The 17,705-nt window shown below is 65.4% G+C and carries 17 protein-coding genes; 7 read left to right on the forward strand and 10 right to left on the reverse strand.

Annotated elements, in window-relative coordinates; genetic code table 11:
• Positions 1 to 202: 202 nt before the first annotated feature.
• Complete coding sequence (locus tag IVB46_RS33005; RefSeq protein WP_247306787.1) at positions 203 to 904, reverse strand: RNA pseudouridine synthase; 702 nt, start codon at positions 902 to 904, stop codon at positions 203 to 205.
• Between the two features lie 60 nt (positions 905 to 964).
• Between IVB46_RS33005 and ftsY the strand changes: the two genes are divergently transcribed.
• The gene (gene ftsY / locus IVB46_RS33010) at positions 965 to 1,912 is read left to right on the forward strand and encodes a signal recognition particle-docking protein FtsY (RefSeq protein ID WP_247306788.1); all 948 of its coding nucleotides are present in this window, start codon (positions 965 to 967) and stop codon (positions 1,910 to 1,912) included.
• 2 nt (positions 1,913 to 1,914) lie between these two features.
• The gene (locus IVB46_RS33015) at positions 1,915 to 2,517 is read left to right on the forward strand and encodes a septation protein A (protein WP_247306790.1); all 603 of its coding nucleotides are present in this window, start codon (positions 1,915 to 1,917) and stop codon (positions 2,515 to 2,517) included.
• Positions 2,518 to 2,713: 196 nt separating this feature from the next.
• Here IVB46_RS33015 and IVB46_RS33020 read toward each other — a convergent pair whose 3' ends face one another.
• From IVB46_RS33020 to ccmA, 5 genes are all read right to left on the reverse strand, one after another.
• Positions 2,714 to 3,307, reverse strand: coding sequence for a DsbE family thiol:disulfide interchange protein (locus tag IVB46_RS33020; protein ID WP_063980404.1), 594 nt, complete (start codon positions 3,305 to 3,307; stop codon positions 2,714 to 2,716).
• A 10-nt stretch (positions 3,308 to 3,317) separates the two neighbouring features.
• Positions 3,318 to 3,503: a heme exporter protein CcmD gene (gene ccmD / locus IVB46_RS33025; protein ID WP_014490637.1), complete on the reverse strand. Its 186-nt coding sequence runs from the start codon at positions 3,501 to 3,503 to the stop codon at positions 3,318 to 3,320.
• Entirely contained in the window at positions 3,500 to 4,231 is a 732-nt protein-coding gene (locus IVB46_RS33030; RefSeq protein WP_247306941.1) for a heme ABC transporter permease, read from the reverse strand. The genes ccmD and IVB46_RS33030 overlap by 4 nt, the downstream gene beginning before the upstream one ends.
• A 91-nt stretch (positions 4,232 to 4,322) precedes the next feature.
• Positions 4,323 to 4,991 carry a heme exporter protein CcmB gene (ccmB, locus tag IVB46_RS33035; protein ID WP_028150494.1) on the reverse strand — a complete coding sequence of 223 codons (669 nt, stop codon included), beginning with the start codon at positions 4,989 to 4,991 and terminating at the stop codon, positions 4,323 to 4,325.
• Positions 4,992 to 5,259: 268 nt separating this feature from the next.
• Positions 5,260 to 5,862 carry a heme ABC exporter ATP-binding protein CcmA gene (gene ccmA / locus IVB46_RS33040; protein WP_247306943.1) on the reverse strand — a complete coding sequence of 201 codons (603 nt, stop codon included), beginning with the start codon at positions 5,860 to 5,862 and terminating at the stop codon, positions 5,260 to 5,262.
• Between the two features lie 243 nt (positions 5,863 to 6,105).
• Between ccmA and acnA the strand changes: the two genes are divergently transcribed.
• The 3 genes from acnA (at position 6,106) to IVB46_RS33055 (ending at position 10,803) form a co-directional block, all read left to right on the forward strand.
• Positions 6,106 to 8,826, forward strand: coding sequence for an aconitate hydratase AcnA (gene acnA, locus IVB46_RS33045; protein ID WP_063980406.1), 2,721 nt, complete (start codon positions 6,106 to 6,108; stop codon positions 8,824 to 8,826).
• 217 nt (positions 8,827 to 9,043) lie between these two features.
• Positions 9,044 to 9,820 carry a DUF1223 domain-containing protein gene (locus IVB46_RS33050; RefSeq protein WP_063985992.1) on the forward strand — a complete coding sequence of 259 codons (777 nt, stop codon included), beginning with the start codon at positions 9,044 to 9,046 and terminating at the stop codon, positions 9,818 to 9,820.
• 611 nt (positions 9,821 to 10,431) lie between these two features.
• Positions 10,432 to 10,803 carry a DUF2794 domain-containing protein gene (locus IVB46_RS33055; protein WP_063980407.1) on the forward strand — a complete coding sequence of 124 codons (372 nt, stop codon included), beginning with the start codon at positions 10,432 to 10,434 and terminating at the stop codon, positions 10,801 to 10,803.
• A gap of 130 nt (positions 10,804 to 10,933) precedes the next feature.
• Here the strand turns inward: IVB46_RS33055 and IVB46_RS33060 are convergent, their stop codons facing one another.
• The 4 genes from IVB46_RS33060 to IVB46_RS33075 form a co-directional block, all read right to left on the reverse strand.
• Positions 10,934 to 11,461, reverse strand: coding sequence for a GNAT family N-acetyltransferase (locus IVB46_RS33060; protein WP_063980408.1), 528 nt, complete (start codon positions 11,459 to 11,461; stop codon positions 10,934 to 10,936).
• Positions 11,462 to 11,764: 303 nt separating this feature from the next.
• A complete protein-coding gene (locus tag IVB46_RS33065; protein WP_014490629.1) occupies positions 11,765 to 12,556 on the reverse strand; it encodes a Bax inhibitor-1/YccA family protein in 792 nt (263 codons plus the stop codon).
• A 270-nt stretch (positions 12,557 to 12,826) separates the two neighbouring features.
• On the reverse strand, positions 12,827 to 15,397 hold the full coding sequence (locus IVB46_RS33070) for an ABC transporter permease (protein ID WP_247306792.1): 2,571 nt from the start codon (positions 15,395 to 15,397) through the stop codon (positions 12,827 to 12,829).
• On the reverse strand, positions 15,394 to 16,116 hold the full coding sequence (locus IVB46_RS33075) for an ABC transporter ATP-binding protein (RefSeq protein WP_063980410.1): 723 nt from the start codon (positions 16,114 to 16,116) through the stop codon (positions 15,394 to 15,396). The genes IVB46_RS33070 and IVB46_RS33075 overlap by 4 nt, the downstream gene beginning before the upstream one ends.
• A 55-nt stretch (positions 16,117 to 16,171) precedes the next feature.
• On the opposite strand from IVB46_RS33075, the gene IVB46_RS33080 reads away from it, so the two are divergent.
• Together IVB46_RS33080 and thpR are read left to right on the forward strand one after the other, a co-directional pair.
• Positions 16,172 to 16,807, forward strand: coding sequence for an arylesterase (locus IVB46_RS33080; protein ID WP_247306794.1), 636 nt, complete (start codon positions 16,172 to 16,174; stop codon positions 16,805 to 16,807).
• 174 nt (positions 16,808 to 16,981) lie between these two features.
• Complete coding sequence (gene thpR, locus IVB46_RS33085; protein WP_063985994.1) at positions 16,982 to 17,518, forward strand: RNA 2',3'-cyclic phosphodiesterase; 537 nt, start codon at positions 16,982 to 16,984, stop codon at positions 17,516 to 17,518.
• The last annotated feature ends 187 nt before the right edge of the window (positions 17,519 to 17,705 follow it).

A 17,705-nucleotide genomic window follows, 5' to 3' on the forward strand; every position in this document is an offset into this window, starting at 1 on the left:
GCGAATGACGGAAGCTTGTTCTAAGCAATCGCTATCAATAGAGACGAGCACTGAACGTTTCGTAAACCACGGCCCATGACCCTCATCCTGAGGAGCCCGCGAAGCGGGCGTCTCGAAGGATCGAGGCCCGGCTGCAACCAGCGGGCCTTCATGGTTCGAGACGGCCGCTACGCGGCCTCCTCACCATGAGGGTCTGGCAACGTCATTCCCCATTCCACCCGCAGGCGCGGAGCTTCTCGTGCATGTGGGGCGGGGCCGGCGCCACCACGCGGATCGGCTCCTTGTTCCGGGAGATCGGCACCACGATCTCGCGGGAATGCAAATGCAGCCGCGGCTCGCCGAAGCGCGGGCCGTTGCCGTAAATGTTATCGCCGAAAATCGGCCAGCCGGTCGCGGCCGAATGCACCCGCAATTGATGGGTTCGGCCGGTCACCGGTTCCATGGCGAGCCAGGTCAGCCCGTCGCCCCGGCCCATCACCTTCCAGTTCGTGATCGCCTTCTGGCCCTCGGGATCGGGTTTCTGCCACCAGCCGCGCTCGGCATTGAGCCGGCCGAGGGCTAAGTCGATCGTGCCTTCGTCTTCGGCAGGGCCGCCCTCGACCACGGTCCAGTAGGTCTTGCCGATCTTGCCGTGCTTGAAGAGGAGGCCGAGTGAGGCGGTCGCCTTGCGATGGCGGCCGAGCACGAGGCAACCGGAGGTGTCCTTGTCCAGCCGGTGGGCCAGCACCGGCGGCCGCGGCAGGCCGAAACGAAGCGCGTCGAACGACGTTTCCAGATTGGCCCCGCCCTTGGGGCCGCGATGCACCGGCAGGCCGGCGGGCTTGTCGATGACCAGCATCAGCCCGTCGCGATGGAGCACGCGCGCCAGGATCTCGTCTGCGGTCAATTCGGGAACATCGAGCAATTGCAAGACTTTCGGTCAACACTTTCGTTTGGGAGCCGGAACGGCTAACACACCGCCACCATGAACGATACCACGTCAGATCCCCCCAAGCTGAGCTGGTGGCGCCGCCTGTCCAACGGGCTGAAGCGCACCTCGTCCTCGCTCGGGACCGCGGTTGCCGACCTCGTCACCAAGCGGAAGCTCGACCGCGCCATGCTCGACGACATCGAGGACGTGCTGCTGCGCGCCGACCTCGGCACGTCGGTCGCGGTGCGGATCGCGGACGCCGTCGGCACGGGCCGCTACGACAAGGCGATCTCGGCGGACGAGGTCAAGGACGTCGTCGCCACCGAGGTCGAGAAGGTGCTGGCGCCGGTGGCAAAGCCGCTCGAGATCGACGCGGGCAGGAAGCCGTTCGTCATCCTCGTCGTCGGCGTCAACGGCTCCGGCAAGACCACAACCATCGGAAAGCTCTCGCAAAAATTCGCATCCGAAGGCCGCAAGGTGATGCTGGCCGCCGGCGACACGTTTCGCGCGGCCGCGATCGAGCAGCTCAAGGTCTGGGGCGAGCGCACCAGGACGCCGGTCATATCAGGCACGCAGGGCTCGGATTCGGCAAGCCTCGCCTTCAACGCGCTGACGGCAGCGAAGGAGCAGGCCATCGACGTGCTCCTGATCGACACGGCCGGCCGCCTGCAGAACAAGGCCGAGCTGATGAACGAGCTCGAAAAGGTCGTGCGCGTGATCCGCAAGGTGGACGACACTGCGCCGCATGCCGTCTTGCTGGTGCTTGATGCTACGGTCGGCCAGAACGCGCTGTCGCAGGTCGAGGCCTTCCATCGCACGGCGGGGGTCACCGGCCTCGTGATGACGAAGCTCGACGGCACCGCGCGCGGCGGCATCCTGGTGGCGCTCGCGGAGAAATTCAAACTGCCGGTGCATTTCATCGGCGTCGGCGAAGGCGTCGACGATCTCGCGCCGTTCACCGCGCGCGATTTCGCCCGTGCGATCGCCGGAATCGAAAGCTGAGAATGGACAAGACCCAGCCGCATCCGCTGTTCAAGCTCGCGACCGAGCTCGGTCCGCTGCTCGTGTTCTTCTTCGTGAATGCGAAGTTCAATCTGTTCGCCGCGACCGGCGCCTTCATGGTCGCGATCGTGGCGGCGATGATCGCGTCCTATGTGGTGACGCGCCATATCCCGATCATGGCGATCGTGACAGGCGTGATCGTGCTGGTGTTCGGCACGCTGACGCTGGTGCTGCACGACGAGACCTTCATCAAGGTCAAGCCGACCATCATCTACGGCCTGTTCGCGGCGATCCTCGGCGGCGGCCTGTTGTTCGGCCGCTCCTTCATCGCCGTCATGTTCGACCAGATGTTCAACCTGACCCCGCAGGGCTGGCGCATCCTCACGCTGCGCTGGGCGCTGTTCTTCGCCGGCATGGCCATCCTGAACGAGATCGTCTGGCGCACCCAGAGCACGGACTTCTGGGTGAACTTCAAGGTGTTCGGCGTCACCCCGATCACGATGATCTTCGCCATCGCCCAGATGCCGCTGACCAAGCGCTACGGGATCGAGCCGGCGTCGCTGGAAACGAGCGAGGCCGAGGCAGGGGATGTAAGGAAGGGGTGACGGTCTCTCAGCTCGTCATTGCGAGCTGAAATGCGGCCATACACTCAACTGTCATCGCCCGGCTTGACCGGGCGATCCAGTATTCCAGAGACAGTCGTGAGATACGGTGAGGCCGCGGCGTACTGGATGCCCCGGTCAAGCCGGGGCATGACAGCGGTGCGTGGTGCTGGCCCCTGCGCTCGCGCGAGAGCGGAGCTCAGCTCCCCGCCTTCAACGCCTTCTCCATCTGCGGCAACAACACCGTGCGCAAATTGTCTGGCGTGATCGGTCCGACCAGCTTGTAGACGATGGTGCCTTCGCGCCCGACCACGAACGTCTCCGGCACGCCATAGACGCCCCATTCGATCGAGGCGCGGCCGTTGGCGTCCACACCGACGCGGCCGAACGGGTTGCCGTAGCGGCCGAGGAAACGGCGCGCATTGTCGGCCGCGTCCTTGTAGTTGATGCCGACAAGCTGGAAGCGCTTGTCTTTTGCCAGTTCGGTCAGGAGCGGTGCTTCGTCATGACAAGGCACGCACCAGGACGCCCAGACATTGACCAGGCTGACCTTGCCTTTGAACGCGGCGGGATCGAGGCCCGGTACCTGCGCGCTGTCGGCCTGCAATCCCTCGAGCGGCGGCAGCGCGGTCTGCGGCGCCGGCCGGCCGATCAGCGCGGACGGAATCCGCGAGGGATCGCCGCTGCCGAGCCGGAACCAGAACAGCAGCGCCAGGGCGATGAAGGCGATCAGCGGCAGCACCATCAGGAAGGTGCGGCGCTGCGGCGGAGCGGAAGTCGGTTGATCGCTCATGATTGATCGCTCATGGCGTGTCCGTTGCGCTACGTCCGGAGCGGCGGGTGACGCCGCTGCGGTCGAGCTCGCGCAGGCGCTCGGTCTGGCTGCGATAGTCGAGCACGATCCAGCCGATCAGGATCACGACGACGAGTGCGGCCGCGGCATAGGACGTCACGATGAAGGACGCGTAGGGACCAAGCGACATCGTCATGCGGCCCTCTGGCTCGCCTGCATCATCTGCAAGGAGCGGACGCGGCGGCGCAAAATCTCGTTGCGCATCGCCGCCAGGTGCAACGTGACGAACAGCAGCGTGAACGCGATGGCCATCAGCAGCAGCGGGATCAGGAACGATTTGTCGAGCGTCGAGCCGCCCATGCGCATCACCGACGCCGGCTGGTGCAGCGTGTTCCACCAGTCGACCGAGAACTTGATGATCGGCAGGTTGATCGCGCCCACCAGCGTCAGCACCGCGGCGGCGCGCGCCGCGCGCGAGGGATCCTCGACCGCGCGCCACAGCGCCATCAGGCCGAGATACATCAGGAAGAGGATCAGCACCGAGGTGAGCCGCGCGTCCCATTCCCAATAGGTGCCCCACATCGGCCGGCCCCACAGCGATCCCGTGAGCAGCGCGAGGAAGGTGAAGGCGGCGCCGATCGGCGCGGCGGCTTTGGCGGCGACGTCGGCGAGCGGATGCCGCCACACCAGCGTGCCCAATGAGGCGATGCTCATCACGCCCCAGACGAACATCGAGAGCCAGGCGTTGGGCACGTGGATGAACATGATCTTCACCGTCGCGCCCTGCTGGTAGTCGTCGGGCGCGAGAGCGGACTGGTAGAGGCCGATGGTGAGCAGGATGACGGTCGCGGCCGCAAGCCACGGCAGCACCCGCGCCGTCAGCGCGAGGAACCGTGTCGGATTGGCGAGATCGATCAGCGTCATGGTATTCTGATAATCACAGGTCAGCACTCACGCAATCAGCATAAAAGCGCGCAGCGAAAGTTGATCGGGGTCAAGGGCAATCCGGCCCATTTCAATCGAGACCATGGCGCAGGCTCGCCGCCGCCGCGAAAGGGCCGATGACGAGGCTGACCAGCGACAGCGCGCACAGGATCGAGAACGGCGCGCCGAACGTCATGGGACCGACGATCACGGCTTGCGAGGCCGCGACGCCGAAAATCAGCACCGGGATCGACAGCGGCAGCACCAGCACGGCCATCAACAGTCCACCCCGGTGCAGCGTCACCGCGAGCGCCGCGCCGATCATGCCGGTGAAGGTCAGCGCCGGCGTACCGGCCAGGAGCGTCAGCGCCACCGCCCCGGTTGCGACCATGTCGAGGTTGAGCAGCAGGCCGAGCACCGGGGTTGCGACAATCAGTGGCAGGCCCGCGGCCAGCCAATGCGCCAGCGCCTTGGCGGCGCAGGCGAGTTCCAGCGGCGTTCGGCTCATCGTGATCAGGTCGAGCGAGCCGTCCTCGTGGTCGGCCATGAACAGCCGGTCCAGGGTGAGCAGGCTCGCCAGCAGCGCGCCGAGCCACAGGATCGCCGGCCCCAGCCGCGACAGCAGCGCCAGATCCGGCCCCACCGCGAACGGCATCAGCACGACCACGGTCAGGAAGAACAGCACGCCGATTAGCGCCCCGCCGCCGACGCGGAGCGCGATCCGGATGTCCCGGCGGATGAGGGCGGACAGGGCGGTCACGGGGTGGCCTCGATGGCGAGATTCGTGTCTGCCAGCCCCAAGCACACTGCGCTCCCTCCCCCCTTGCGGGGGAGGGCCGGGGAGAGGGGTAGCCCCGGGAGAGATGCTTTTGAAGCGTTGACGGCGAGCAACAGAGCGCTCGCCTCCCCAGCGCTAGAACCGAATCGCCCTACCGTGCCGCACCCCTCTCCCTGACCCTCCCCCGCAAGGGGGGAGGGAACGGAGAGGCTGGTACCCAGCCGCTCGGAAAACTGAGGGTCCCCCCACTTCATACCATCCCCCCGATTCGAAGCTCCCGCGAATCGATGCCCAGCGGCGCATGCGTCGCCGCGATGATCAGGCCGCCGCGTGCCAGATGCTCCCGCATCAGGCCCTCGAACATGGCCTGGCCGGCCACGTCCAGCGCCGTGGTCGGCTCGTCCAGCAGCCAGACCGGGCGGCGCACCGTCAGCAGCCGGGCCAGCGACAGGCGGCGGCGCTGGCCGGCGGACAGGAAGGCGGCCGGCAAATGGGTGGCGTGATCGAGCCCGACGATGGCGAGGCTCTTGGCCGCATCACTGCGCTCACCGCCCAGAAAATCAGCCCAGAATGACAGGTTTTCCGCCACGCTCAGTGCCGGCTTCAGGGCGTCGCGATGGCCGAGATAGTGGCACTGCTCCGGCAGCGTCAGCTCGGCATCGCCGCCATCGAGCGCGATTGTCCCGCCGGCCGGAATCAGCAGGCCCGCGATCAGCCGCAGCAGCGAGGTCTTGCCCGAGCCGTTGCGGCCCACGACCGCCACGGCTTCACCCGAGACCGCCTCGAAATCGAGCCCGGAGAACACCTCGCGCCCGCCGCGCACGCAGACGACCCCGCGTCCGGACAGCTGCATCTTGCCTTGGTTCAATCCGCTCAAAGCCTGGCCTCAGGAAATCTTGGGGTAGCGCATGGGAATTTTTGGCTCGCGGATTGCTGCGGCACGTTTGTGGCTGTGGCGGCGCGGTTAGAAAGCTTCTATAAGCCCGGAACTACTTGATGCAGCAACTTAACCTGCCCCTGCAAGCGACCCAGCCGGACTCGCTGACGGTGTTAAAATACCCCTTGCCGGGTATAACTAACAATTGGGATTTCCTACATGACCTCGCTCGACAGCTTCAAATGCAAAAAGACCCTCAAGGTCGGCGCCAAGACCTATGTCTATTACAGCCTGCCCACGGCCGAGAAGAATGGTCTGAAGGGAATTTCGAAACTCCCCTATTCGATGAAGGTTCTGCTCGAGAACCTCCTGCGCAACGAGGACGGCCGCACGGTCAAGAAGGAAGACATCGTGGCGGTGTCGAAGTGGCTGCGCAAGAAGTCGCTGGAGCATGAGATCGCATTCCGCCCGGCCCGCGTGCTGATGCAGGATTTCACCGGCGTGCCGGCCGTGGTCGATCTCGCCGCGATGCGCAACGCGATGCAGAAGCTCGGCGGCGATGCCGAGAAGATCAATCCGCTGGTGCCGGTCGACCTCGTCATCGACCACTCCGTGATCGTGAATTTCTTCGGCGACAACAAGGCCTTCGGCAAGAACGTCACCGAGGAATACAAGCAGAACCAGGAGCGCTACGAGTTCCTGAAGTGGGGCCAGAAGGCGTTCTCGAACTTCTCCGTCGTGCCGCCCGGCACCGGCATCTGCCATCAGGTCAATCTCGAATATCTCTCCCAGACGGTCTGGACCAAGAAGGAGAAGATGACGGTCGGCAAGAAGACCGGCACCTTCGAGGTCGCCTATCCCGACTCGCTGGTCGGCACCGACTCCCACACCACCATGGTCAACGGTCTCGCCGTGCTCGGCTGGGGCGTCGGCGGCATCGAGGCGGAAGCCTGCATGCTCGGCCAGCCGCTGTCGATGCTGCTGCCCACCGTCGTCGGCTTCAAGCTGAAGGGCGCGATGAAGGAAGGCGTCACCGCGACCGACCTCGTGCTGACCGTGACGCAGATGCTGCGCAAGCTCGGCGTGGTCGGCAAGTTCGTCGAGTTCTTCGGCCCCGGCCTTGATCACCTGTCCGTCGCCGACAAGGCGACCATCGCCAACATGGCGCCGGAATATGGCGCGACCTGCGGCTTCTTCCCGGTCGACGCTGCTGCGCTCGATTACCTCAAGACCTCCGGCCGCGCTCCGGCGCGCGTCGCGCTGGTGCAGGCCTATGCCAAGGCGCAGGGCCTGTTCCGCACCGCCAAGTCGGCCGATCCGGTGTTCACGGAAACGCTGACCCTCGACCTCGGCGACGTCGTTCCCTCGATGGCCGGTCCGAAGCGTCCCGAAGGCCGCATCGCGCTGCCGTCGGTCGCCGAAGGCTTTTCGCTCGCGCTCGGCACCGAGTACAAGAAGACCGACGAGCCCGGGAAGCGCTTTGCCGTCGACGGCAAGAACTTCGAGATCGGTCATGGCGACGTCGTGATCGCTGCGATCACCTCCTGCACCAACACCTCGAATCCAAGCGTCTTGATCGGTGCCGGCCTGCTTGCGCGCAACGCTGCCGCCAAGGGCCTCAAGGCAAAACCGTGGGTGAAGACGTCGCTCGCGCCGGGCAGCCAGGTGGTCGCGGCCTACCTCGCCGATTCCGGTCTGCAGGCCGATCTCGACAAGGTCGGCTTCAACCTGGTCGGCTTCGGCTGCACCACCTGCATCGGCAATTCCGGTCCGCTGCCCGAGGAGATCTCGAAGTCGATCAACGACAACGGCATCGTCGCGGCCGCCGTGCTCTCCGGCAACCGCAACTTCGAAGGCCGCGTCTCGCCGGACGTGCAGGCGAACTATCTGGCTTCGCCGCCGCTGGTCGTCGCCCACGCGCTCGCGGGCAGCGTCACCAAGAACCTCGCCGTCGAGCCGCTCGGTGAAGGCAAGGACGGCAAGCCGGTGTACCTCAAGGACATCTGGCCGACGACGAAGGAGATCAACGCCTTCATGAAGAAGTTCGTGACCGCGTCGATCTTCAAGAAGAAGTATGCCGACGTGTTCAAGGGCGACACCAACTGGCGCAAGATCAAGACGGTCGAGAGCGAGACCTATCGCTGGAACATGAGCTCGACCTATGTGCAGAACCCGCCCTATTTCGACGGCATGAAGAAGGAGCCGGAGCCGGTCACCGACATCATCGAGGCGCGCATCCTCGCCATGTTCGGCGACAAGATCACCACCGACCACATCTCGCCGGCCGGTTCGATCAAGCTCACCTCGCCCGCCGGCAAATATCTCAGCGAGCACCAGGTGCGTCCGGCCGACTTCAACCAGTACGGCACGCGCCGCGGCAATCATGAAGTGATGATGCGCGGCACCTTCGCCAACATCCGCATCAAGAACTTCATGCTGAAGGGCGCTGACGGAAATATCCCGGAAGGCGGTCTCACCAAGCACTGGCCCGACGGCGAGCAGATGTCGATCTACGACGCCGCGATGAAGTACCAGCAGGAGCAGGTGCCGCTGGTGGTGTTCGCCGGTGCCGAATACGGCAACGGTTCCTCGCGCGACTGGGCTGCAAAGGGCACGCGCCTGCTCGGCGTCCGCGCCGTGATCTGCCAGAGCTTCGAGCGTATCCACCGCTCCAACCTGGTCGGCATGGGCGTGCTGCCGCTGACCTTCGAAGAGGGCACCTCCTGGTCGTCGCTCGGCCTGAAGGGCGACGAGAAGGTCACGCTGCGCGGCCTGGTCGGCGACCTGAAGCCGCGTCAGAAGCTGACCGCGGAGATCGTCTCCGGCGACGGTTCGTTGCAGCGGGTTTCGCTGCTTTGCCGCATCGATACGCTGGACGAGCTCGATTACTACCGGAACGGCGGCATTCTGCACTACGTGCTGCGCAAGCTCGCGGCCTAAGCGCGAATTTGTGAACGGTGGCTCACCGCGACGTGAGTAGAAGGTTAAACGAGGGCGGCCTATCACAAGGCCGCCTTCGTGCGTTAGAACACGCGTCCGATGGTCCCGCCCGGCGGAAAACCTCGCCCCGGACGGTTGAGTGTACGATGCCCGTAAGACTACGGTGACCATCAGGCGATAGGATCTTCCCCCACGCGTGCGAGGTGTGACGTTCAAAATGACTGCAATGATGGCTTCTAATCTGGTTTCGCGCTGGTCCGGTGCACTCTGGTCGGGAGCACTTGGTATCTGCGCCATCGTCGCCGTCATCCGTCCCGCCGAGGCTGATCCTCGCGCCGTAGTCGAGCTCTTCACATCGCAGGGCTGCTCCTCCTGCCCGCCCGCCGACCAGGTCATCGGCGATCTCTCCAACGACCCGTCGATCATCGCGCTGAGCATGCCGATCGACTATTGGGATTATCTCGGCTGGAAGGACACGCTTGCGGATTCGCGCTTCTCGGCGCGGCAGCGCGCCTATTCGCGCATGCGCGGCGACCGCGAGGTCTATACGCCGCAAGTCGTGGTCAACGGTTCGACGCATGTCATCGGCAGCGATCGCGCCGGCATCGAGAGCGCGATCGGCAAGACCGACAACGGCACGGGCGTAATGAGCGTGCCGGTGACGATGTCGCTTGCAGGCAAGCAGATCAACGTGTCGGTGGCGGCGAGCAAGGAGTCGGCGGTCTCGCACGGTGAGGTCTGGATCTGCTCGATCACGAAATCGGTGCCGATCGCAATCAGCCGTGGTGAAAATCGCGGGCAGCAGATCACCTATCACAACGTCGTGCGCAACCTGCTCAAGGTCGGCGACTGGAACGGGCGTCCGGAAAGCTGGACGGTGCCGTTGGAAAATCTCACGCGCGACGGCGTCGACGGCGCTGTGGTCTATGTCCAGGACGGCAGCCGTGAGAAGCCGGGTGCGATGCTCGGCGCAGCCTACACGTCGCTGCACTAGATCCGATTTCTCTCGCCAGCGTCGCACTCGCTCTCACGCCTCATGGTGAGGAGCGCCCTTGCGCGCGAGGCGGACGATGCTACGCATCGCCGCGAGAACCATGCAGGCCCGGCTGATGCAGCGCGGCCTTCCATCCTGCGAGACGCCGCTTCGCGGCTCCTCAGGATGAGGGGAGCGAGTTGTCTTCGCGTTAATCAGGGAGAAGTTGGTCGTGCCGGAAACATCTCGGCACAAACCAAAAAGGACCAACTTGCGTTGGCCCCCCTTGTCGCGCGTACAGACCCGATCCTGACGGCCCCGGGGGGCTGGGGGCTGAGGAATCCGGAACCGAAAGGACCGGGTCAACGCACACAGGTCTTTTCGCAATGCAGGGCGGCAGGCGCTTGGCGGAAAAGCGGCGATATCAAGATTCCTTCTAACGATCCCGTGACGGTTTGCCGCGACAGAATTCCACTCCTGCGTGTGCTCCGATTCGCACCCGATTCAATCAGTTGAGTGAAGAGCCCCTTGCGGCGGGGAACGGTTGGCGCGATCATGCAATTGTCATGATCCGCGGTTCCGGGGACGGTCCTTCGCGGATGCGATCATGCCGCGAGAGGAGGAGGCGCTCGATGAGTCTGACGCCGGAGGATGCCGATCCGAGCGAGCAGCGCGCAGTGGCGCGCCCCACCGCTGCGAATGCCCAACCCAACCGGGTGACATTCAACCGGCTGGAACTGAACCGCATCCTCAACCTCTACGGCCGCATGGTCGCCGACGGCGAGTGGCGCGACTATGCCATCGACTTCCTGAAGGACCGCGCGGTGTTCTCGGTCTTCCGCCGCGCCTCGGAAGTGCCGATCTATCGCATCGAGAAGGACCCGCGGCTGGCGCGCAAGCAGGGCATGTACAGTGTGATCTCGGCGACCGGCCTGATCCTGCGCCGCGGCCACGAGCTCGAGCGCGTGCTGCTGGTGATCGATCGCAAGCTGGCGGTGGTTTAGCCTTACGGACGGTGCCGTAGGGTGGGCAAAGGCGCACCGCGCCTTTCCTCAATCGCCGGGCATGGTGGGTACGCTTCCGCCTTCGCTCTCCGAGCTTCGGCGGACAAGTCGCTTTGCCCGCCCTACGAGGCTATTTCGGCACCGTGCTCGCGCCCTCGCCCAGATCCCGCTGCATCATCACCGTGTCGAGCCAGCGGCCGAATTTCAGGCCAACATTGGGATGCGTGCCGATCATCTTGAAACCGCCGCGCGTGTGCACGCCGATCGAGCCGGCATTGGCGGAATCGCCGATCACCGCGATCATCTGGCGGAAGCCGCGCGCCTCGCATTCGGCGATCAGCCGGTCCAGCAGCAACGAGCCGATGCCGCGGCGGTGGAACGCGGGATCGAGATAGATCGAGTTCTCGACCGTGAAGCGGTAGGCCGGCCGCGGCCGGTAGGCGCCGGCATAGGCATAGCCGGCGACGCTACGATCGAGGATGGCGACGAAATAGGGATAGCCACCGTCGATCAGCGCGCGGTAGCGGCGCGTCATCTCGGCCAGATCCGGCGGCGCCAGCTCGAATGTCGCGGTGCCCTCGCGGACGGCCTGCTTGTAGATGGCGGTGATGGCGGGAAGGTCGGCCTCAATGGCGGGCCTGATCTCAGGTGCGGACATGGCGGCGAGATTAGAGCCTTCCCGCGGTCACTGGAAGGGGCAACGCCGCTTCCCCATGCTCCGTCATTGCCAGCGCAGCAGGCCTCCAATCTTCTCCGCTGTCATGCCCCGCGTAGGCGGGGCATCCAGTACTCCGAGACAGCGCGGCTAGAACCGAGCCGCTGCGGCGTACTGGATCGCCCGCCCCAGTGCGCAATTGCGCACAAGGCGGGCGATGACAGCGGGGGGGCGTCGCGCATCCCGGCCCAAACAAAAACCCCGGCCTCTCGGCCGGGGTTCGTATCCGTTCCATCGTCGAAGCGCTTAGTCGCGCTGGCCGAGGAGCTGCAGGAGCAGCGTGAACAGGTTGATGAAGTTCAGGTACAGCGACAGCGCGCCGGTGATGGCCGCACGCTCTGCGATGTCACCGCCGGCCGAGGCGTAGCCGTAGATGTAGTCGTTCTTCAGCCGCTGGGTGTCCCAGGCGGTGAGGCCGGCGAACACCAGCACGCCGACCACGGACACGATGAACTGCAGCATCGTGCTGGCCAGGAACAGGTTGACCAGGCTCGCGATGATGATGCCGATCAGGCCCATGAACAGGAACGAGCCCATCCCGGTCAGATCACGCTTGGTGGTGTAGCCGTAGAGGCTCAGTGCGCCAAACGTGGCCGCGGTGATAAAGAACACCCGCACGATCGAGGTGTGCGTGAACACCAGGAAGATCGAGGACAGCGAGATGCCCATCAGCGCCGCGAACACCCAGAACAGGATCTGCGCGGTCGAGGGGGCGAGACGGTTGATGCCCGCCGAGATCACGAACACCATCGCGAGCGGCGCGAGCATGAACAGCCACTTCAGGGGGCTGACGAACATCGCGTAGCCGAACGGCGTCAGGAACAGCTTGCCGACACGGACGGCTTCCGGGGTCGGAACGTCGGTCACGGCGGCCATATAGACGCCGAGCGCGGCCAGGCCGGTGATGGCGAGGCCGATGCTCATGTAATTGTAGATGCGCAGCATATAGGCGCGCAGGCCGGCATCGACCGTCGCGGCGTCAACACGCCCGGCGGCCCTGCCGAAAGGAGAAGCGTAGTTACGGTCTAGGTCCGACATGGTCGAATTCCCGTTGGTTAGCCCGGTCCGGCATGAGGGTCGCCATGCCGCCGGTTCGTCAAATTCTATCTCGGATACCGATCGGTGCCGACTAAATTCTGGCTCATAATCGGGGGTCCGAACCCATTGGATATGTGGGAAACTAACACATTCGCTGCAACCGTCCACGCGCGGCTGAATGTCGCCCTCGCCCGCAATCCTGGCGAGCAGACGTGGTTAATCGCTGGAATCGTGCGATTCCGACATCGCGGGGTCGCCCGCTACCATTTGTCACAAATTCCGCAACACCGTGGCGGGCTTTTTGTTCAATGCCAGCAGCGTCCCAACGAGCCCAAGTCCGACCGTGACGACCAGGGCCGCCGCGACCACGCCGGCCGCGCTGCCGGCCTGCCAGACGAAACTCAGCGTCATCAGCCGCGTCACGATCATCCAGGCCGCGACGCTGCCGGCGATCACGCCGAACACCGCGGTGGCAAGTCCGATCAGCAGGTATTCGAGGGCATAGGCGCCGAGCAGCCGCAGCCGGGTCGCGCCGAGGGTCTTGAGGATCACCGCATCATAGACCCGGTGGCGGTGGCCGGCGGCGAGCGCGCCGCCCAGCACCAGGATCGCCGAGATCAGGGTCACCGCGCTGGCGCCGCGGATCGCCAGCGCCAGATTGGTCACGACCGAGCCGACCGTCTCCATCACCTCGCGCACGCGCACGCTCGTCACCATCGGATAGGTGTCGGCGACTTGCCTGATGATCTTGCCGTCGCCGGCCGCAGTGCCGCCGGCCTCAGTCAGCGTCGCGATATGGGTGTGGGGCGCGCCCTTGAAGGCGTTGGGCGAGAACACCAGCACGAAATTGATGCCCATGCCCTGCCAGTCGATGGTTCGCAGATTGCCGATTTTGGCCGGGATGTCGCGGCCGAGCACGTTGACCACGATCTCGTCGCCGAGCTTGAGACCGAGCCCGTCGGCGATCTTCTTCTCCATCGAGACCAGCAGCGGGCCGGAATAGTCGGCGCTCCACCATTCGCCCTCGACCACCTTGGAACCCTTCGGCAGCTCGGCGGTATAGGTCAGGCCGCGGTCGCTTTGCAGCACCCATTCGGAATCGGTGGTGGGCTTGAGGTCCTCGGCACGCACCCCGCGCGCGGCGACGATGCGCCCGCGCAGCATCGGCACGTCCTCGACCTTTGCGCCCGGCGCGATCCTGCGCAGATAGCCGTCGAACTGCTCGGCCTGCGTGCTCGGGATGTCGATGAAGAAGAACGACGGCGCGTGTTCGGGGAGGGCCGCAAGGAACTGCCGGCGCAGATTGCCGTCGATCTGGGTGATGGTGACGAGCACGGCGAGCCCGAGTCCGAGCGACAGCACGACGGAGGGCGTCAGCGCGCCCGGCCGGTGGATGTTGGCGATCGCCAGCCGCAGCATCGGCAGGCGCGTGCGCGGCAGCCGGCGCGCGATCGTCATCAGCAGGGCGGCGATGCCGCGGAGCAGGGCGAACACGACGACGGAGGAGGCCACGAACACCGCGGCAATGCGCTTGTCAAAGGACAATCCGATCACGACCGCGATCAGCAGCGCGATCACGACGGCCATGAACACGACATAGCTCCAGCGCGGCCGGTGCCATTCGGAGCTGATGGTGTCGCGGAACAGCGCGGCGACGGGCACGTCGTGCACCCGCCCGAGCGGCCACAGGCCGAAGGCGAGCGCCGTGAGCAGGCCGTAGACGAAGGACAGCGCGAGCTCGTCGGCATGCACGGCCGGCACCACCGGCAGCGGCAGCAGTTTTCCGAACAGGCCGACGATGGCGAACGGCATGGCGGCGCCGAGCGCAAGGCCGATCACCGAGCCAATTCCCGCCAGCAGGAGGACCTGCGCCAGATAGATGCCGAACACGTCGCGGCCGGTGGCGCCGACCGCCTTGAAGGCCGCGATGACCTCGAGCCGGCGGTCGATATGGCTCTTGACGGCATTGGCGACGCCGACGCCGCCGACCAGGAGCGCGGCGAGGCCGACCAGCGTCAAGAATTGCGTGAAGCGGTTGATGTTGCGCTCCAGCTGCGGCGAGGCATTGGAGCGGCTGCGGATCTCCCAGCCGGCCTGCGGCGCAGCGTTGCGCGCGTCCGCGATGAAGGCGTCGGTGGCGCGCTCGCTGTTGCCGGTATCAGGCAGCTTCACCCGGTAGACCCAGCGCACCAGGCTGCCGGGCTGGATCAGGCCGGTGGCGCGCAGGCCCGCCTCGCTGATCAGGAAGCGCGGCCCGAAACCGATGCCGCCGGCGAGCTTGTCGGGCTCGGCTTCGACGGTGCTGCGGATCTGGAACGTTGCGCTCCCGATGGTGACGCGGTCGCCGGTCTTCAGCGACAGCCGCGCCAGCAGCGTCGGATCGGCGGCGGCACCGAACGCGCCGTCGCGCTCCGCGAGCAGGTCGGACATCGGCAGCGGCGGCGCCAGCGTCAGCTGACCCAGCATCGGATAGGTGTCGTCGACCGCCTTCATCTCGACCAGCGCGAGCTGGCCGTCGGCGGCGCGCGCCATGCCGCGTAAGGTCGCGGCTGTCGAGACCGTGCCGCGCGAGCGCAGGAAGGAGACCTCCTCGGGCTTCGCCTCGCGCTGGAACAGCACGAAGGAGACGTCGCCGCCGAGCAACGTACGGCCCTCGCGCGCGAGACCGTCGCTCAGGCTCGCCGAGACCGAGCCGACGCCGGCGATGGCCATCACGCCGAGCGCGATGCAGGCGATGAAGACATAGAAGCCGCGCAGGCCTCCGCGCAATTCGCGCAGCGCGTAGCGCAGCGACAGCGCGACGCCGTTGGGTTTCGCGAACGGTTCGGCCGCGATGCTCATGCTGGCGCAGACTGGGTGTCGATGCGGCCGGAGCGCAGCCGGATCACGCGATCGCAGCGCTGCGCGAGCGAGGAATCGTGCGTGACCAGCACCAGCGTCATGCCGCGCTCGGCATGTTTGGTGAACAGAAGATCGACGATCTGTTTTCCGGTGGCCTCGTCGAGATTGCCGGTCGGCTCGTCCGCGACGAGGATGGCGGGATCGGGCGCCAGCGCGCGGGCGAGCGCGACGCGCTGCTGCTCGCCGCCGGACAGCTGCGTCGGATAGTGATGCAGGCGATCGCCAAGCCCGACCGATTGCAGCTCCTGCGCCGCGCGTCTTGCAGCGTCAGGGTTGCCGGCGAGTTCGAGCGGCACGGCGACGTTCTCGAGCGCCGTCATGGTCGGAATCAGATGGAAGGACTGGAAGACGATGCCGACCTGGCGGCCGCGGAAGCGGGCCAGCGCGTCCTCGTCGAGGGCATTGAAAGGCGTGCCTGACACCACCACCTCTCCGCTATCAGGACGCTCTAGCCCCGCCATCACCATCAGCAGCGTGGATTTGCCCGAGCCTGACGGGCCGATCAGGCCGATCGTCTCGCCCGAGGCGACCCGCAGGCTGATATCCTTGAGGATGTGAACGCGTGCCGCGCCCGTACCCAATGAGAGATTGACGTTGGAGATGGCGATGGTGTCCGGCGCGGTGCCGGCGAGCGAAGAGGTTTCGATGCGACTATCCATGGTCCGGTCATATGGCAACTCCGCACACGCGGTCGAGAGGCGTTACGGATTCTTCATGCACATAGCCGTGTTGATGATCGCTTTGATGACGGTGGTGGATCCGGCGTGGGCCGAAGCGGCAAAGCCGGTCAAGCTTGTCGTTCTCGGCGATTCCCTGAGCGCCGGCCTCGGCCTCCCGGCCCAGGACGCATTCCCCACAAAACTTCAAAAAGCCTTGCAAGCCAAAGGCATAGCGGTCGACATGACCAATGCCGGCGTGTCCGGCGACACCTCGTCCGGCGGCCGTGACCGGCTCGACTGGTCGGTCCCGGACGGAACCGACGGCGTGATCATCGAGCTCGGCGCCAACGACGCGCTGCGCGGCATCGACCCCGATTTGACGCGGACCGCGTTGACCGACATTGTCCAGCGATTGAAGACACGCAAGATCGCGGTGATGCTGTGCGGCATGCTGGCGCCGCCGAATTACGGCGCGGAATACGCCGCGCGCTTCAATTCGATTTATCCGGATCTTGCGAAAAAATTCGACGTGCCGCTCTATCCGTTCTTCCTCGACGGCGTCGCGGCCGACGCCAAGCTCAACCAGGCCGACGGCATTCATCCGACCGCGGCCGGCGTCGACATCATCGTTAACAACATCATGCCCAGCGTGGAGGCATTTTTGCGCAACATAAGCGAGCAGCGCCGCTGAAAAGCGGGCAGCGCTAACCGTAATTCCCAGGGTTTTACCGGAGTGAGGCGCGCGATGCTTCGCAGAGTCACACAACTGCGATAGGAATCAGGGTACCGGTGATTCGTCGCCGGCTCTACAATTTGGATATGATCCTTCCCAGGGATCATGCCCAAGCATCGGGAGTGCGAAACGATGCCGCGTTTGTTCACAGGTCTGGAAATTCCGGCCGAGATCGGCCAGACGCTTTCCAATTTGCGGGGCGGCCTTCCCGGCGCCCGCTGGATCGATCCCGAAAATTATCACGTTACCCTGCGCTTCATCGGCGATATCGACGGCATGTCCGCCAACGAGATCGCATCGATGCTGTTTCGCGTTGATCGCAAGCCCTTCGAGGTGAAGGTGCAGGGGCTCATGAGCTTCGGCGGCCGCAAGCCGCGCGCGGTGGTCGCAACCATCGCGCCGAGCAAGCCGCTGATGGAATTGCAGGCCGAGCTCGAACGCATGATGCAGCGGATCGGCCTCGACCCTGAGGGGCGCAAGTTCACCCCGCATGTCACGCTGGCCCGGCTGCACGACGCGTCCGACCGCGACGTCGCCGACTATCTCTCGCTGCGCGGTTACTTCCCGAGCAAGGCGTTCATGGCCGAACGGTTTGTCTTGTTCTCGTCCCGCGCATCGACCGGTGGCGGCCCCTATGTGGTCGAGGACGCCTACGAGCTGTGTGAGTAGCACCGCTCTCGTGCCCCGGACGCGGCGCAGCGCCATCAGCGCGTTTACGCGCGTCTTCGACACGCTACGGCGGTGCGCTGCTGGGCCGGGGCCCATCGCTCCACGATGGATGTACGAAATAGTGGGTCCCCGCTCTGCGCAGCGTCACTGCTTCCCGTAGCGCGTCCGGGACGCGGAACGCATACCC

The organism is Bradyrhizobium sp. 61, from assembly GCF_023073075.1.
In the GTDB taxonomy this organism is placed as follows: domain Bacteria; phylum Pseudomonadota; class Alphaproteobacteria; order Rhizobiales; family Xanthobacteraceae; genus Bradyrhizobium; species Bradyrhizobium barranii.

Excerpts from the sequence above, each read along its gene's own strand:
- ftsY (WP_247306788.1), top strand. The coding sequence starts at position 965 with ATGAACGATACCACGTCAGATCCCCCCAAGCTGAGCTGGTGGCGCCGC.
- IVB46_RS33015 (WP_247306790.1), top strand. The coding sequence starts at position 1,915 with ATGGACAAGACCCAGCCGCATCCGCTGTTCAAGCTCGCGACCGAGCTC.
- IVB46_RS33020 (WP_063980404.1), bottom strand. The coding sequence starts at position 3,307 with ATGAGCGATCAACCGACTTCCGCTCCGCCGCAGCGCCGCACCTTCCTG.
- ccmD (WP_014490637.1), bottom strand. The coding sequence starts at position 3,503 with ATGACGATGTCGCTTGGTCCCTACGCGTCCTTCATCGTGACGTCCTAT.
- IVB46_RS33030 (WP_247306941.1), bottom strand. The coding sequence starts at position 4,231 with ATGACGCTGATCGATCTCGCCAATCCGACACGGTTCCTCGCGCTGACG.
- ccmA (WP_247306943.1), bottom strand. The coding sequence starts at position 5,862 with ATGCAGCTGTCCGGACGCGGGGTCGTCTGCGTGCGCGGCGGGCGCGAG.
- acnA (WP_063980406.1), top strand. The coding sequence starts at position 6,106 with ATGACCTCGCTCGACAGCTTCAAATGCAAAAAGACCCTCAAGGTCGGC.
- IVB46_RS33050 (WP_063985992.1), top strand. The coding sequence starts at position 9,044 with ATGACTGCAATGATGGCTTCTAATCTGGTTTCGCGCTGGTCCGGTGCA.
- IVB46_RS33055 (WP_063980407.1), top strand. The coding sequence starts at position 10,432 with ATGAGTCTGACGCCGGAGGATGCCGATCCGAGCGAGCAGCGCGCAGTG.
- IVB46_RS33060 (WP_063980408.1), bottom strand. The coding sequence starts at position 11,461 with ATGTCCGCACCTGAGATCAGGCCCGCCATTGAGGCCGACCTTCCCGCC.
- IVB46_RS33065 (WP_014490629.1), bottom strand. The coding sequence starts at position 12,556 with ATGTCGGACCTAGACCGTAACTACGCTTCTCCTTTCGGCAGGGCCGCC.
- IVB46_RS33070 (WP_247306792.1), bottom strand. The coding sequence starts at position 15,397 with ATGAGCATCGCGGCCGAACCGTTCGCGAAACCCAACGGCGTCGCGCTG.
- IVB46_RS33075 (WP_063980410.1), bottom strand. The coding sequence starts at position 16,116 with ATGGATAGTCGCATCGAAACCTCTTCGCTCGCCGGCACCGCGCCGGAC.
- IVB46_RS33080 (WP_247306794.1), top strand. The coding sequence starts at position 16,172 with ATGCACATAGCCGTGTTGATGATCGCTTTGATGACGGTGGTGGATCCG.
- thpR (WP_063985994.1), top strand. The coding sequence starts at position 16,982 with ATGCCGCGTTTGTTCACAGGTCTGGAAATTCCGGCCGAGATCGGCCAG.